Source organism: Mesorhizobium sp. WSM4820, assembly GCF_055811075.1.
In genome coordinates this window covers 1-16,213 of sequence record NZ_JBVVQN010000003.1, presented here as the reverse complement: position 1 = coordinate 16,213, position 16,213 = coordinate 1, and the positions used below count along the sequence as shown (strand labels likewise).

14 protein-coding genes are annotated in these 16,213 nt (G+C 62.1%); 2 read left to right on the top strand and 12 right to left on the bottom strand.

All coding sequences use genetic code 11. The annotated features are described in order from the left end of the window. Positions 1 to 21: 21 nt before the first annotated feature. The 12 genes from AC0L2R_RS06070 to AC0L2R_RS06015 form a co-directional block, all read right to left on the bottom strand. Positions 22 to 1,572: a cation:proton antiporter gene (locus tag AC0L2R_RS06070; RefSeq protein ID WP_473508096.1), complete on the bottom strand. Its 1,551-nt coding sequence runs from the start codon at positions 1,570 to 1,572 to the stop codon at positions 22 to 24. Between the two features lie 174 nt (positions 1,573 to 1,746). Continuing rightward, positions 1,747 to 2,811 (bottom strand): ABC transporter ATP-binding protein, encoded by a 1,065-nt coding sequence (locus AC0L2R_RS06065; protein ID WP_473508095.1) that lies wholly within the window; start codon positions 2,809 to 2,811, stop codon positions 1,747 to 1,749. 29 nt (positions 2,812 to 2,840) lie between these two features. Further along, entirely contained in the window at positions 2,841 to 3,635 is a 795-nt protein-coding gene (locus tag AC0L2R_RS06060; RefSeq protein ID WP_473508094.1) for an ABC transporter permease, read from the bottom strand. Continuing rightward, on the bottom strand, positions 3,632 to 4,540 hold the full coding sequence (locus AC0L2R_RS06055; RefSeq protein ID WP_473508093.1) for an ABC transporter permease: 909 nt from the start codon (positions 4,538 to 4,540) through the stop codon (positions 3,632 to 3,634). Before AC0L2R_RS06055 ends, AC0L2R_RS06060 begins: the two co-directional genes overlap by 4 nt. 59 nt (positions 4,541 to 4,599) lie before the next feature. Then, positions 4,600 to 5,706: an ABC transporter substrate-binding protein gene (locus AC0L2R_RS06050; protein ID WP_473508092.1), complete on the bottom strand. Its 1,107-nt coding sequence runs from the start codon at positions 5,704 to 5,706 to the stop codon at positions 4,600 to 4,602. Between the two features lie 243 nt (positions 5,707 to 5,949). Then, on the bottom strand, positions 5,950 to 7,122 hold the full coding sequence (locus tag AC0L2R_RS06045; protein ID WP_473508091.1) for an iron-containing alcohol dehydrogenase: 1,173 nt from the start codon (positions 7,120 to 7,122) through the stop codon (positions 5,950 to 5,952). An 18-nt stretch (positions 7,123 to 7,140) separates the two neighbouring features. Next, positions 7,141 to 8,580: an aldehyde dehydrogenase family protein gene (locus AC0L2R_RS06040; protein WP_473508090.1), complete on the bottom strand. Its 1,440-nt coding sequence runs from the start codon at positions 8,578 to 8,580 to the stop codon at positions 7,141 to 7,143. Next, positions 8,558 to 8,971: a type II toxin-antitoxin system VapC family toxin gene (locus AC0L2R_RS06035; RefSeq protein ID WP_473508089.1), complete on the bottom strand. Its 414-nt coding sequence runs from the start codon at positions 8,969 to 8,971 to the stop codon at positions 8,558 to 8,560. Before AC0L2R_RS06035 ends, AC0L2R_RS06040 begins: the two co-directional genes overlap by 23 nt. Beyond that, on the bottom strand, positions 8,971 to 9,423 hold the full coding sequence (locus AC0L2R_RS06030) for a DUF7662 domain-containing protein (protein WP_473508088.1): 453 nt from the start codon (positions 9,421 to 9,423) through the stop codon (positions 8,971 to 8,973). The genes AC0L2R_RS06035 and AC0L2R_RS06030 overlap by 1 nt, the downstream gene beginning before the upstream one ends. Positions 9,424 to 9,483: 60 nt before the next feature. Then, positions 9,484 to 10,854, bottom strand: coding sequence for a glutamine synthetase family protein (locus AC0L2R_RS06025; protein ID WP_473508087.1), 1,371 nt, complete (start codon positions 10,852 to 10,854; stop codon positions 9,484 to 9,486). Positions 10,855 to 10,950: 96 nt separating this feature from the next. Then, positions 10,951 to 12,465 (bottom strand): amino acid permease, encoded by a 1,515-nt coding sequence (locus tag AC0L2R_RS06020; protein ID WP_091600395.1) that lies wholly within the window; start codon positions 12,463 to 12,465, stop codon positions 10,951 to 10,953. Positions 12,466 to 12,486: 21 nt separating this feature from the next. Then, positions 12,487 to 13,308 (bottom strand): N-formylglutamate amidohydrolase, encoded by an 822-nt coding sequence (locus AC0L2R_RS06015; RefSeq protein ID WP_473508086.1) that lies wholly within the window; start codon positions 13,306 to 13,308, stop codon positions 12,487 to 12,489. A gap of 152 nt (positions 13,309 to 13,460) precedes the next feature. Between AC0L2R_RS06015 and AC0L2R_RS06010 the strand changes: the two genes are divergently transcribed. Beyond that, entirely contained in the window at positions 13,461 to 14,288 is an 828-nt protein-coding gene (locus AC0L2R_RS06010; RefSeq protein WP_023798113.1) for a MurR/RpiR family transcriptional regulator, read from the top strand. Between the two features lie 182 nt (positions 14,289 to 14,470). After that, on the top strand, positions 14,471 to 16,024 hold the full coding sequence (locus AC0L2R_RS06005; protein WP_473508085.1) for a Fic family protein: 1,554 nt from the start codon (positions 14,471 to 14,473) through the stop codon (positions 16,022 to 16,024). Positions 16,025 to 16,213 lie beyond the last annotated feature (189 nt).

Genomic DNA, 16,213 nt, shown 5'->3' with positions numbered 1-16,213 from the left:
AGCTTGGGCCAGATAGCGCAGCTAGGTCGTCAGCGGCTGGAATCGTCCCGGCGGAGAGGCGGCCAGTTCCGACCAGTCGATTTCCTCCTCCAGGCGATGATACGCTTCGTCGCCGATCGTCCCGTCGATACGCAATTGCTCCAGCGCGTCACGCTGGCTCTTGATGGCATAGAGGCGCAACCTGTCGTACTCGGTCGCTGCCTGGGCGTCCTCCGGGTTTTCAGCGATCGTGCGCTGCGCGGCAAATTGCTCGCGGACCACGGCCGCGGCATTCGATGTCTTGCCACTCAACACGTCCAGCGCGGCCTGCATGATGGCGACGCGTGCCTGCGCGACCTCGCGGTCGACAGTTCCGTCCGGATCGAGACGAAGCAGGCGCAGCAGCGGCTTCAGGCTGATGCCTTGCAGCACCAGGGTGCCGAGCACGACCGAGAAAGCGGCGAGCACGATCGGGTCGCGGCCGGGAAAGTCAGCTGGCAAGGCAAATGCTGCTGCAAGCGTGACAAGGCCGCGCATGCCGCACCAGCCGATCAGCACGCCGCCGCGAAATGACGGCGCCTCGGCCTGCCGTTCCGCGTCACCGAAGCTGGCGAGCCACCTCATGATCGCGCCGCATCCCAGCACCCAGACGAGACGCGAGACGATGACGACAGCCAGCACGGCTGCGGCAAAGACAAACGCTTCGACCTGCCCCTGCTCGGCAAGCCGGCCGACGATCGATCGCGCCTGAAGTCCCATCAGGACGAAGGCCAGCACGTTGAGCACGAACACCGCCGTCTCCCAGACCGAATAGGAGCTGACGCGATTTCTGGCCGGCATGTGGCGCGGCGCGGTACGTGCGATGGTCATGGCATAGACGACGATCGTTATGATGGCGGAGAGCCCGATCCTGTCGGCCAGGATCCAGACGCCGAACGTCCCGGCAAATTGCACCACCGTGCCACTTGCCGGATCTCTGATGCGACTGAGGGTGACGAGAGACAACCGGCCGAGCACGTAACCAGCGGCAAGGCTGCCGACCGTCGACAGCAAGATCACCGGAACCGCGCTGCTCACCAGGATGGAGCCGGCAGCTGCCGAAACCGCCATGCGGTAGATCAGCAGTGCCGTGGCGTCGTTGAGCAGGCTTTCGCCTTGCAGGATCGCGGTGACGCGGTGCGGCACCTTGAACTGTCCAAGCACGGCCGACGCCGCCACGGCATCGGGCGGCGCCACGATCGCGCCAAGGGCAATGGCCGCAGCGATCGGCAGGCTTGCCATTGTCCATCCGACGAGCGCCACGGCAGCGGTGGTGAAAACGACGGCGCCCAGTGCCAGCAGGACGAGCGGCAGTCTGTAGCGATTGAGATCGCGCAGCGACGTGTCGTAGGCCGCGTCGAGAAGCACCGGCGCGATGAACAGGGCGAGCGCCAGCTCGGGATCGATCTCGATAGTCGGCGCAAACGGCAGAAAGGCGATGCCCGCGCCTGCCAACGCCAGCAACGACGGATAGGGAACCTGGAGACGCCGCGACAACGCCGTCAACGCGACAGCGATCAGCAGGAGAACAAGGGTCAGCTCGAAAAGCGCCATGCCTTATCGTAGCGGCGAAGCCGGGCGATTGGCAGGCAAAAAAACGGCGACGGCTTTGGCTGGTGAATGGTGAATGGTGAATGGTGAATGGTGAATGGTGAATGGTCGCTTGCAGAGAAATCTCGGCGCGTAAAGCGCCTTCTTGCTATTCACTATTCACCATTCACTCCGCCCCTAATGCAGCACAAGCATGTCGCCCGACGAAAACGAAATCTCGGCCTTCTCGCCGACAGCGGGCGGCGGCGAGGCCGGGCTGTTGAACGTGTCGAGCGACACCGTGCTGCCGCCGATGCCGACGCGAACCCGGATGACCGAGCCGAGGAAATGCACTTCGGTGATCTCGCCCGAAAGACTGGAGTCGCGGCCGGGATGGCGGCCGAGCGAAATCGCCTCGGGCCGCAGCGCCAGCGACAGCGTGTCGCCGGACTTGGAGCCGTTTAGCTTTCCCCGCAGCGAGACCTCTTGCGAATTGACGCGCACCTTGCCCGAGGCTGCATCGGTGACGGTGCCTTCGAGCACGTTCAGCGTGCCGACGAAATTGGCGACGAACTTGGTCGCCGGCCGGTTGTAGATCTCGAACGGCGTGCCGACCTGCTCGGCCTTGCCGCCATACATGACGGCGATGCGGTCGGAGATCGACAGCGCCTCTTCCTGGTCGTGGGTGACGAAGACGGTGGTGATGCCGAGCTTCTTCTGGATCGAGCGGATTTCCTCGCGCAGCGACACGCGCACCTTGGCGTCGAGCGCCGACAGCGGTTCGTCGAGCAGCAGTAGCTTCGGCTTTGGCGCAATCGCCCGCGCCAGCGCGATGCGCTGCTGCTGGCCGCCGGAGAGCTGATAAGGATAGCGGTCGCCCATCTGAGGCAGCTTGATGAGGTCGAGCATCTCGGCAACGCGCCTGTCGGCATCGGCCTTTGGCATGCCCGCGACCTTCAGCCCAAAACCGATGTTCTGCGCCACCGTCAGGTTCGGAAACAGCGCATAGGCCTGGAACACCATGCCGACATTGCGCTGGTTGGGCTTGAGCCGGGTGATGTCCTTGCCGGCGACGACTATCTTGCCGGCGCTCGGCTCCTCGAAGCCGGCGACCATGCGCAGCACCGTCGTCTTGCCGCAGCCCGACGGCCCGAGGAAGGAGACGAATTCGCCCGGCTCGACGTCGAGGTTGAAATCCTGGACGACGGTGGTGGCGCCGAAGGCTTTTCGAACCTGCTGAATGGAGAGGAATGGCTCGGCCATGGCTTTTCTTTCGGTCAGTACTTTTTCGATCAGTTTGGCCGGTTCGCCGATCGCGGCGCAAAACGCGACAGGATCTGGATCAGCGACATGCAGCCCCAGGTGATGGCGAACGAAATGAGCGCCAGTGCCGATGGCTCATAGGCGCTGTTGGCGCCGATGTTCTGCAGATAGGGGCCGAACGCCGGGCGATTCAGCAGCGACGCCATGGTGAACTCGCCGATGACGATGGCAAAACTCAGGAACGCGCCGGACAACACGGCGATCAGCACGTTCGGCAGGATGATGCGGGCGATGATGGTGGTCCAGCCGGCGCCGAGGATTTGTGCGGCTTCGGTGAGCGTTCTGACGTCGATGGTCCTGAGACCGGTATCCACCGCCCGGTACATATAAGGCAGCGCCAGCACTGCATAGCCGATGACCAGCAGAGCATCGGCGCCGCGTGCTGTCGCCAGAAAAGGCAACGTCGAATTCGAACCGAACATCCTGATGTAGCCGAAGACGATGACGATGGCGGGGATAACCAGCGGCAGCAGGGTGATGAACTCTACGACCGGCCGCAGATGCGGTAGCCGCAGCCGTATCCAGTAGGCCGTCGGTACGACGAGGAGCACGCCCAAGAGGATGGTGAAGACCGCCACAACGACGGAATAGGTAAATGTCGCCTGGAAATTCGGATCTCCGAAGACCGAGCGGTAGGCGTCAAAGGAGTATTCCCCTCGCCGCTTACGCAAGGAAAATTCGAAGGTCGCCAACAGCGGCAAGATAAAATAGGTGGTTCCCACGCCAAAAACCAGCCAGGCCCAAAAACGGCTGCCTTGCTTCATTTCAGCCACCGTTCGGCTCGCCGTTGGAACAAGATGTAGAAGAGATTGGCCAGGCCGGTGATGACGATCATGCCGAATGCAAGCGCATAGCCTAGATTCGGATTGTAAAGCACGTCGCCGCGAATCTGCGCGAACAGCTGGATGGGCACGATGTTGAGTGACGGCCCCGTCAGTGCATAGGCCGTTGCGACCGCGCCGAACGCGTTGGCAAAAAGCAGGACCGTGGTGCCGAGAAAACTCGGCCATAACACCGGGATCACCACCATGCGCCAATATTGCCAATTGGTTGCGCCGAGCGTGGCGGCAGCTTCGCCCCATTCCTTCTTCAGCCCATCGACCGCCGGCGTGATGATGACGATCATCAATGGAATCTGGAAATAGAGGTAGGTGAGGATCAGGCCCCAAAACGAAAAAATACTGAAGCCGAGCGAATAGATGTTGATGCCGAAAATGTCTCGCAACAGGATCGTCGCCACGCCGAGCCGACCCAGCGTCGCGATGAACGAGAATGCCAGCGGCACGCCGGCGAAATTGGAGGCGACGCCCGAGAAGGTCAAGGTCGCCGAGCGCAGCCACGACGGCAGGCCGCCGCGAATCACTGCCACGGCCATCGCCAGGCCAATCAGGGCGCCAAGCACCGCAGAAACAAAGCTGATCTGAATGGAGACCCAATAGGCGGCTGCGAGCTTGGGTTGCGACAACGCTATGATGTTGTCGAGCGTATAGTCGCCGGCTGCATTTTTGAACGCGCCGGCGATCAGCCCTACCGTGGGCAAGATCAGAAAGAGCAGTGCGAAAACGAAGAACGGCGCTACGCCCAACCAATGCAGTGGCAGCCGAAGGCGGCTGATCTCCGGCGCGCCAGGGCTGACGCGGGCTGTCTGGGATAGTGTGGAGTCTGCCATGGACTTCCCGAACTTGGCATAGGGCGCCGGCCGGCGAACCGGCCCGGCGCCCTATGGAACTATTTCACGACGGCGCCAACGATGGCATCCCAGTTCGTGCTGATTTCCTTCTTGGCGGCGTTCTGCTCCTCCAGGGTTGGGAAGATCGCCTTTTCGTAGTTCTCGGCGGCCGGCAGCTTGTCCAGCATCTCCTTCGGGATCACGCCCTTCTTGGCAAGGTCGTTGAAGCGGATCGGGTGGCAGTAGCCCTTCAGCCAGCCGAGCTGGCCTTCGTCCGAGTAGAGATACTCCATCCACAGCTTGGCGGCGTTCGGATGCGGCGCATAGGCGCTGATCGCCTGCACGTAGACGCCAGCCACCACCGCGCTCTTTGGCACGACGATTTCGATTTCCGGATTGCCGGCCATCTTGTCGCGCATGGCGAGCAGGTTGTAGTCCCAGTTCATCACGATCGGTGTCGTGCCCTGGGCGACAGCTGCCGCTTCACCGTCGACCGGCACGAAGTTGCCGGCATCGTTGAGCTGCTTGAAGAACTGCAGACCCTTGGCGGCGGCATCCTGGCCGCCGGTACCGCCAGCCGCGAGGCCCGAAGCGTAAACCGACATGACCGCGTTGTTGGACGAGCGCGGGTCACCGGCGAGCGCCACCGAATTGGCATACTCCGGCTTCATCAGGTCAGCCCAGTCCTGTGGCGCGTTCTGCACGACGGCCTTGTTCACGCCGAAGGCGAGCACGCCGTAGTAGTCGCCATACCAATAGCCATCGGCATCCTTGGCGCTGTCAGGGATCGTATCCCAGGTCGACACCTTGTAGGGTTGGACCAGGCCGTCTGCCTTGGCGGACGGGCCGAAGGAAAGGCCGACGTCGATGACATCCGGCGCCTGCGGGCCCTTATTGTCCTTGTTGGCCTTGATCGCCTCGATCTCGTCGCCGGAGCCGGCATCGGGATTGAGCTCGTTGACGGTGATTTCCGGATACTTCGCCTTGAAGCCGGCGATGACGTCGCCATAGCCGCACCAGCTGTGCGGCAGTGCGATGGTGGTGAGCTGGCCTTCCGCCTTGGCGGCGGCGATCAGTTCATCCATGGACTGCGCCGACGAGATGGCAGAGGTCGCCATCAGGGCGACGGCCGTAAGGGAAAGTACTTTTCCCGTGAATTTGAACATGTGTTCTCTCCGTTGAACTGACGCCGTTGGACGCCTGCGATGCGGTATCGTTTTCGTGTGACAGCCCGATGAATGGTTTGTGAAAGCGATGCCCTGCAGTACGAAAAAGTAAACTCTTTTTAACCGGCTGTAGCAATCGCTTCGCGACTATTTTTCCGGCTAACGAATTTCGGTCTTACCTTTCATCTTTCCCCCTTTCTTTGCCCTTAATTTCCCGGATCAGTTTCCGGCGCGAATACTGTGTCAGGCGGTGCCGGCAATGGCGTTTTCGAGCAGCGTCAGCGCCGCCTTCCTGGTCAGCTTGACCGGGTTGCCGCCAGCGGTCGGATCGACCACCGCCATATCGGCGATCAGGCCCTTGCGCTTCTTGTCCATGTCGAGCCCCTGGATCAGGCCCGGCAGCGCGTGCGGCACCTTCAATTCCTTGCGCAGCTTGATGACGGCCTTGGCGAAGCCGTCGAAGCCGCCCTTGATGCCGCAATAAGCCGCGAGCCGGGCGATGCGCGCCTCGATGGCGTCGCGGTTGAAGGCCAGCACATAAGGCATGAACACGGCGTTGGTCATGCCGTGATGGGTGTCGTAGAGCGCGCCGATCGGATGCGACAGCGAGTGGATGGCGCCCAGCCCTTTCTGGAAGGCGGCGGCGCCCATCGCGGCCGCGCTCATCATGTGGGCGCGGGCGACAAGATCCTTGCCGTTGGCATAGGCTTTCGGCAAGTTTTCGAAGACCAGCCGCACGCCTTCGACTGCGATGCCGTCGGCCATCGGATGATAGCCCGGCGCGCAATAAGCCTCGAGGCAATGGGCGAGCGCATCCATGCCGGTGCCGGCGGTGATGAAGCCGGGCATGCCGACCGACAGTTCCGGATCGGCGATGACGATGGCCGGCAAAAGTTTCGGATGGAAGATCACCTTCTTGGTGTGGGTCGCTTCATTGGTGATGACGCCGGCGCGGCCGACTTCCGAGCCGGTGCCGGCCGTGGTCGGCACGGCGATGATCGGTGCGATCGCGTCGGCGTTGGCGCGCGTCCACCAGTCGCCGATATCCTCGAAATCCCAGACCGGCCGCGTCTGGCCGGCCTGAAAAGCGATCAGCTTGCCGAGGTCGAGCGCCGAGCCGCCACCGAAGGCGATGACGCCGTCATGCTTGCCCTGCTTGAACACCGCAATGCCGGCGATCAGGTTGGAGTCCACCGGGTTCGGCTTGACCTCGGAAAATACGCCATAGGGTACCTTGGCATCGTCGAGGATCTTCAACGTCGAAGCGACGACCGGAAGTTTGGCCAGCCCCGGATCGGTGACGAACAGCGGCCGCTTGATGCCGGTGGCTTCAAGCACATCAGGCAATTCCTTGATGCGCCCCGCGCCGAAGCGCACGGTTGTCGGATAGTTCCATTTGGAAATCAATTTTGTCATTTCTGTCTTTCAAAAATATCAGATGGCTTTACGCAGATGATATGACTTCGGCCTCGTCAGATTGTCGTAGCCGATGGCCGACAGCGCCGCGCCCTTGCCGGTGTCCTTGACGCCGGTCCAGACCAGCGCCGGATCGAGATAGTCGCAGCGGTTCATGAACACGGTGCCGGTCTCGACGCGATCACCGATCGCCGCCGCATGCTCGGTGTCGCGCGTCCAGATCGAGGCCGTCAGCCCGTAGGGGCTGTCGTTCATCAGCGCGATCGCCTCCTCGTCGTTGCGCACCTTCATGATGCCGACGATCGGCCCAAAGCTCTCCTCGCGCATGACGCTCATCTGGTGATCGACTTCGGTCAGCACTTCCGGCGCCAGATAGGGCGAGCCCGGCTCGTCATTGGCCAGCTTCATGTTGATATGCGCCCTGGCGCCCTTGCGCAGGGCCTCGGCCTTCTGCTCGCGGATCAGGTCGGCAAAGCGCGCCTGGGCCATCGGCCCCATCGTCGTCGCCTGGTCGAGCGGGTTGCCGACGACGTAGTTCCTGGTTTCGGCGATGAAGCCTTCGACGAATTCGTCATAGACCTTCTCGTGGACATAGACGCGCTCGATGCCGCAGCAGCACTGGCCGGAATTGTAGAAGGCGCCGTCGACCAGGTTGGCGACGGCATGGTCGATCTTTGCGTCGGCCAGGACATAGGCCGGATCCTTGCCGCCGAGTTCAAGGCCGAGCGTCATGAAGGTGCCCGCTGCGGCCTTTTCGATGGCGCGGCCGCCGGCGACCGAGCCGGTGAAATTGACATGGTCGATCTTGCCCGAGCCGAGCAGTTTTTCGGTCTGCGCATGGTTCATGACGAGGTTCTGGAACAGACCCTTGGGCAGGCCTGCTTTGTCGAACGCCTGTTGAAAGCGTTCGCCGACCAGAAGCGTCTGCGCCGCATGCTTGAGGATGACGGCGCTGCCGGCCATCAGCGCCGGCACGATCGTGTTGACGGCGGTGAGATAGGGATAGTTCCACGGCGCGATCACCAGGATCACGCCGAGCGGCACCTTCTTCACATAGCGGCGAAACCCATCCTTGGGATTGGAGGCCATCACCGGCTTGAGTGCCGCTTCCGCAATCTCGACCATGTAGCTGGTGCGTTCCCTGACGCCGCCGAACTCGCCGCCATAGCGCACCGGGCGGCCCATCTGCCAGGCGATCTCCGGCACGATCTCGTCGGTCATGGCGACCAGCGCTTCCAGCATGGCGAGCATGTACTTGCCGCGCTCGACGATCGGCGTCTCGGCCCATTTCTCCTGCGCCGCCTTGGCACGCTCGACCGCGGCATTGATCGCCTGGTCCGTGGCGATGGGCCGTTCGGCATAGATCGAACCATCGACGGGGGATTTGAGTTTTACGGTTTCCAAGTGGGCGTCTCCATATATCGAAGGCAAAGCGTCAGCAGGCAAGGGCGCGAACATGCCCGGCTCTTGCATAATCCAGTATTGACTGATCGCGCGTCACGAGCGTCAAATCGAACGCCCGCGCTGTTGCGATCAATATCCTATCCGCCGGATCGCCGTGGAACGATCCAGGCAAGAAAGACGATTCAATCAACAATTCCGGCGAAAGAGCCTCGACCTTGATGCCTGGCGTGGCGATCACTTCCCCAAAAATGCTTGCTGGCGACTTTGCTGCCGCCAACCGGCCCTTGGCGCTCAGCAGGCCCAACTCCCAGGCCGAAATGGGGGAAACCCGGACCTTCTCGTCAACAGCCGCGGCGCTGTTGATGGCAATCTTGGCTTCCGGCGTGATTGGCTCGTTCAACGCTATCCATATGATCGCGCAAGTGTCGAGCAGCAGCCTGTGCATCACGGCAGCACGTCAGGCTCAAAGGCCGGCCTCGTGTAATCATGTCCTTGGAGAAGCGTGACCTTGCCCGTCCATATGCCGAAAAGAGGATGGTCGGTATTTCCCTGCGGAAGTTCGTAGCTGGCTTGCGCTTGTTCCGCCATTCCTGAACGAGTCTTGTCTGTGGTAGCCATATTCGGCTTTCGATAACCTTCGGGCCATCCCTCCAGTTTGAAATCCACCCGCTCGTTCGCAAGATCGACACGAGATGCCCGGTAGTTTGCGCGCAACCAAGCGCGCGCCTGGCTGTGCCCGCTCGGGCTGTTCGCCCACCATTCCTCCCGCTGTCGTGCCGACGGCGGCAAGCGGCCACCGATAACTTGCTCGATCTCTGCGAAGCTCATCGACATCTGGCCCTGGCCCGAGAACAGGAGATACTCGAAAAGCGGATGGTATTTGGTTCCTTCGGTCATCGCACAACCTAGCTCAAGCAGCATTTTCGGTCAAGGTATTAACAGTATCTTACTATCTTTCTAATAACGCTCGAACCCCCTGTGCAGTTCCCAATCGGTAATGCGGCGGTCGTATTCGAACTGCTCCCAGTGCGCCGTATGAACATAATGCTCGAGCACGCCGTCGCCGAGCGCCTGCTTCAGCATCTCCGATTTTGCCAGCGTCTCGGTGGCGTCTCGCAAGGTCTTCGGAATTTCCGGCAGCTGCGAGGCCTGATAGGCATCGCCGACGAAGGGTTTTTGCAGTTCAAGCTTTTCATCGATGCCGGCAAGGCCGGCCGCGATCAGCGCGGCGAAGGCGAGATAGGGGTTTAGGTCGGCGCCGCCGATGCGGCATTCCATGCGGATGCCCTTGGTGCCCTCGCCGCACAGGCGGAAACCGGCGGTGCGGTTGTCCTCGCTCCACATGATCTTAGTCGGCGCGAAGGTGCCGGCCTGGAAGCGCTTGTAGGAGTTGACGTAGGGCGCCAGGAACCAGGTGAATTCCCTGGCATATTTGAGCTGGCCCGCCGCCCATTGCTGGCCGAGCGTCGACAGTGTCCATTCGGCCTTTCTGTCGTAAAAAAGCGGCGTCTCGCCGTCGGCGCTCCACAGCGAATTGTGGATATGGCTGGAATTGCCGGCCAGCCCGTAATTGTACTTGGCCATGAACGAGACCGCCTTGCCTTCGGACTCGGCGATTTCCTTGGCGCCGTTCTTCAGGATGACGTGGCGGTCGGCCATCTCGAGCGCCTCGGCATAGCGGACATTGATTTCTTCCTGGCCCGGACCCCACTCGCCCTTGGAGTTCTCGATCGGAATGCCGGCCGCCTGCATCTCGTTGCGCAGCCGGCGCATGACGCCTTCTTCCTTGGTGGTGATGCCGATCTGGTAGTCGCCGATATAGGGCGAGGCTGTGTCGAGGCCCTGCCAGTGCTTCTTGCGGGCGGAATCGTAGGTTTCGCTGAACAGATAGAATTCGAGCTCGGAGGCGAAATAGCCGAGATAGCCGCGTTCGCTCAGCCGCCTGACCTGCTTCTTCAGGATGGCGCGCGGCGAATGCGGCAGGTCGTCATGGGTGTGGTGGTCGAGCACGTCGCAGATCACCAGCGCCGTCTTTTCCAGCCATGGAATGCGCCGCAGCGTCGACAGATCCGGCTTCATGACGAAGTCGCCATAGCCTTTCGACCAGCTCGCCGCCCTGTAGCCGGGCACCGGTTCCATATCGATGTCGGCGGCCAGGAGATAGTTGCAGCCATGCGTCTCGTCATGGGCGGAATCGACGAAATACTGTGCCAGGAACCGCTTTCCCGCCAGCCGCCCCTGCATGTCGACAATGCACGCCAGCACGGTGTCGACCTCACCGCTGGAGACCGCCTTTTTCAACTGATCGAACGAGAAATTTCCGGCCATTCTTGCAAGCTCCGCCGCCTTTGTGGCGCTTCGAGAGTTCAACTCTGGACCCGGCCGCAGGAAGCGGCCGGGTGTTTCTTGAGGTCCGAGGCAGAGTTAGGCTTTCTGCGCGTGCTCCAGCGCGAACTCTTCTTCCGGCGACAGGATCAGCTTGTGACGGCCGACCAGCCCGAAATAGACGATCGCGATGGCGAACCACAGCGCCACCCAGACCACGCCCTTGGTGAAGTTCGCGTCCTGAATCTGGTAGAGCAGGGTGACCACGCCGATGATGATCGTCAGCACGGCGCCCGGGACGCCGAGCGGGCTGCGATAGGGACGTTCCATGTTCGGCTGGTTCTGGCGCAGCAGGATGAAGGACACCGCCTGCAGGATGTAGGAGAACATCGCGCCGAACACCGCCATATTCAGCAACACCGAGCCGATGAGCGAACCGGCCGTGGCGCCGCCAAGCGCGAACCACATGATCAGCATGATGCCGAAGCCGACGATGGCGCCCGCAAACATCGCCACATACGGCGTCTTGTACGATTTGTGGGTCACCGACAGCGCCGACGGGAAATAGCCGGCGCGGCTCAGCGAATAGACCTGGCGGCCCATGGCGAAGATGATGGTGTGGAAGCTTGCGATCAATCCAATCAACGCGATGACGCCAAGCAGCACTGCGCCCGAGTCGCCATAAATCGCCCGGAACCCGTCAAGCAGAGGCTCGCCGGAAGTCGCGAGCTTGAACGAACCAACGCCGACGACCGACGGGTTGAGCAGCACGATCATGAAGGCCGAGACCATCAGCGTCAGCATGCCGGCGATAATGCCGCGCGGCATGTCGCGCTTCGGGTCGACCGATTCTTCCGCCGCCAACGGTAGCTGCTCGATCGCCAGGAACAGCCACACCGCAAAAGGCAACGTTGCCAGCACGCCCGACAAGCCGAACGGGAACATCGAGCCATTGCCTTCGGGAAGCTCCATCGCCGCTCCGTCCGGACCGACGCCGATGTTCAGCGCCCAGCGCGAAAAGTCCATGCTCGGGATGGCGCTGATCCAGAACACGATCAGCACGGCCAGCGACAGCAGCGTGACGATCAGGGTGACGCGGAAGGACAGCGCGACGCCGAAAATATTCAACGCCAGGAACAGCCCATAGGTCACCAGCCACCAGAGTGGTGGCCAGACGCTGGAGTCGGGAAAGGCGACCGACCAGATGCCTCCCATATAGGAGCCGATGAAGAAGGCGATGACGGCGGGCGTCACCACATACTCGACGTTTTCGCAAAGCCCGGTGATGAAGCCGCCCCACGGCCCCATCGCCGTCCGGGCGAAGGAGTAGGCAGCGCCGGTGTGCGGCAAAGCCGGGCTCATCTCGGCGATCGAGAAGACGAGGCCGACATACATGATGGCGATGATGATGCCGGCCACCAGCATGCCGCCCCAGCCGCCTGTCCCGAATCCGAAATTCCAGCCCGAAAAATGCCCGGATATGACGGCGCCGACGCCGAGCGCCCACAGATGCCAGACATTGGCGTGACGCACCAGTTGCCGGTCCTCGAAATAAGATTTGTCGCGCTTCGCGTATGCGACGCTGCCAACTTGCTTCGTATTACCGCCTGCCATTTGAAAGTCCCCTTCTTCTTGTCAGTTGACCGGTTCCACCGGATGGCCGAGCCCGCCCCGGCCAGATCCCTGGGATCCGGATGACGGCTCGAGATCGGAAAAAATCCCCGCGAGCAGATCCGCCCATTTTCGCTGCCCGGCTTCGTCGGATATTTCGTCGTTGCGGATTTCGATCATCGCGCAGAGTAGCTCCCGCGGGCGCGCGTGCCGTTCCAGCGTGAAATAGACACGGTCGGCCGGCGAATAGGGTTCGTTGATGCCGACTGTGACGCCGGCGAGCCGCTGCAGCGCGGCGACGAGCGGCGCTGCCAGCCGACGATCCTCGTCATGGATGACGCCGATGTGCCAGGGCCGGCTCTTGCCGTTGTAGACCGGGTTGAAGGAATGGATTGAAACCAGCCGCGTCTCGAGCCCGCGCGCCAGTCTTGTGTCGATGATGTCAGCGACCGCATCGTGAAAAGGTTGCCAGGACAGGGCGATGCGCGCGGCGCGCTGCTTTTGCGACAGGCCGGCATTGCCCGGAATGGTTGTGGTCTCGCTGACCGGCGGCACCAGATCGGGTGCGTCGAGCGGGCGGTTGCAGTCGATGACAAGCCGCGAAATGCGGGTCTCGACCAGCGTCGCGTCAAGCGCCGCGGCCATGCGGCGGGCCACCGGCAACGCGCCGGGATCCCAGGCGATGTGGCGGGAAAGCTCTTTGGCAGCAAGTCCGAGCGTTCCGAATTCCGGCGGCAGGAAATTGGAGGCGTGGTCGCAGGTCAGCACGAAAGGGCTCGATCCGCCGGGGTTCGTCACCCCTACGGCTTCAGGCGATGCAAGGCTGGCGGGCCGTGCTGTCTCCATTATCCTGTCGTCCCCGGGGAGCGCTGTATCGTATGTTACGTATTTTGCCTCATTGCGTCCCTGTGGATGATTTCATACAGTTTGTCCGGCTTTGTCAAACGCGATTTCGGGTCAAATGCGATTTCGGCAAAACGGCCGGGCATGGGGAAAAGATGATTTCGAGCATTGCCGAACTGATCTCGGACCGCATCGGCACGATGCCGGCGGGCGAGCGCCGCGCAGCGCAGACGCTGATCGCCAGCTATCCGCTGATCGGCCTGAAGACGGTCGCCGAATTCTCAGCTGCCGCTGGCGTCTCCTCGCCGACGATCCTGCGTTTCGTCGCCCGCCTCGGCTTCCAGAACTACCCGGAATTCCAGTCGGCGCTGCAGGACGAACTCGCGGCGCAACTGCAGTCGCCGGCATCGCGCACTCTCAACCCGCCATCGCCGAACGGCGGCGCGGTGTCGCCGATGCTGGAGGCGACGCTCGACAACATGCGCGAAACGTTCAGGCACCTGTCCGACAAGCAGCTTGCCGACATCGTCGCAAAGCTTGCCGACCGACGCGGCAAAACCTTCCTGATCGGCGGCCGCTTCACCGATCCGCTGGCGCGCTACATGGCCGCCCACCTGGCCATCATCCAGCCCAACGTCTTTCACCTCGCCGGACAGGAAAGCGTCTGGCGCGATCGGCTGATCGACATGGGCAAGCGCGACGTGCTGGTGATCTTCGACATCAGGCGCTACCAGGACAGCCTGGTCCGCTTCGCCGAGACGGCACACCAGCGCGGCGTGCAGATCGTGCTGTTCACCGACCAGTGGCTGTCGCCAATCGCCCGCTTTGCCCGGCATGTCATCGCCGGGCGCACCGCCGTGCCCTCGGCCTGGGATTCTTCGGCGGCCCTTTTCGTCGTGGCCGAAACGCTGATCGGCGCCGTCACCCGGCAGCTCGAGGCCGACGGCGCCAAACGCATCCGCGAGTTGGAAAGCCTGCGGTAGAGGCGCGGGCTGAATAGACGAACCCGACCAGCAGCAAAAAGTATTTTCAAGCAGTTTTTCAGCTACCCTCAGAATCACTTTTCGCGAGATACGCATTTGACGCATCATTTTTCATAAGTTAGAATCATTTTTCAGGGATTTTGGTGGACCGTACCAAAATTCGAACGCGAGGGACGGTTTTCATGGCTGCTCCGCAGGAGCATCAATTTTCAGGGCCGGTGAACGTTTTTCAGGAACTGCGCCTTCCTGAAACCGCGACTCTTGCCGGCTACAGCGCGCTGATCGGGGCCTATGGGCTTGCCGTGCCTCTGCCGCGGACTCTCTCCGCCACCGGCGAGCATCACCGCATCACCGAGCGGGACGGCTGGCGCATCATGACGCCCCGGCATGCGCCGCATTCAACCCTTGAAGGCCACTTGACCTTCGCTCTCAAATACGAAGGACTGGACCTAGCAATCCTCAAGCGGCTGTTTCTGGCGACCGAAACCGCACCGATTGAAGCGCTTGTTCGCAAAAGCCCGACCGGCAGCTACGCCCGCCGGATCTGGTTTCTCTATGAGTGGCTGACGAACACGCGCCTCGATCTCCCCGACGCGACCGCCGGACGCTATGTTCCTGTTGTCGACCCCGAACTGCAATGGGCGGCGCAGGGCAAGACCGCTCCGCGCTACCGCGTGAAGGACAACCTGCCCGGCACGCCGTATTTCTGCCCGCTCGTGTTCCGCACCAAAGCCCTTGAAGAATTCATCGGCCTCGACCTGCCTCGGCGTGCGCAGGCGATCGTCGCGAACGTGCCGCGCGACCTGCTTGCTCGGACGGCCGCTTTCCTTCTGCTCAAGGACTCGCGATCAAGCTATGCGATAGAGGGCGAGCGTCCGCCGCAGGACCGCATCCAGCGCTGGGGCCGCGCCATCGGCGAGGCCGGTCGTCAGCCGCTTGACCGCGATGAACTGCTGCGCCTGCAAAGGATCGTGCTCGGCGATGCCCGCTTCGTGAAGCTCGGCTTCCGGCAGGAGGGCAGCTTCGTCGGCGGGCATGACCGCGACAACCGCATGCCGCTGCCCGATCACATCAGCGCCCGGCCCGAGGACCTGGACTCGTTGATCGACGGCATGGTCGCGTTCGACCGCGGCCCCGCCCAAAGCCTCGATGCGGTCATCGTTGCGGCGATCCTCGCATTCGGATTCGTCTACATCCACCCGTTCGAAGATGGAAACGGCCGCATTCACCGCTACCTGATCCATCATGTCCTTGCCGCGCGCGGCTTCACCCCGCGAGGAGTAGTGTCCCCTGTTTCGGCCGCGATACTGGAGAAAATCGACGAGTACCGGGGCGTGCTTGAGAGTTATTCGCAGCGCCTGCTGCCGCTGATCGAATGGCAGCCGACGCCGCAATTCAATGTCCGCGTCCTGAACGACACTGGGGATTTCTACCGCTTCTTCGACGCGACGCCCCACGCCGAATTTCTCTACGCCTGCGTCCGGCGGACGATAGAAAAGGATATTCCCGACGAGACCGCCTTCCTGCGCCGCTACGATCAGTTCCGGCAGCAGGTCGATGCCTTCATCGACATGCCCGAGCGTCTAACCGATCTGCTCTTTCGCTTGCTTCATCAGAACGGCGGCCGCCTTTCGAACCGCGCCCGTGAAAGGGAATTCGCCGCTCTAACGGATGACGAGGCGGAGCGGATCGAGGCGATCTACCACCAAACCTTCGGACCCGGCCTGCAGGCATGATTGTTCCATGGATAACATCTATCGCGGCGCTTTCGTCACTTCCGGCAATCGAACGGCTCCGTTGGCGACCTGAACTCGACCGCCTGATCGCTTCCGCGCCGGAGAAGGCGTGCGCGCCAGGCTGCAAACGCAAAACGGCCCGCGTGATGCGGGCCGTTTTGTGGATTTGGTTGCGGGGACAGGATTTGA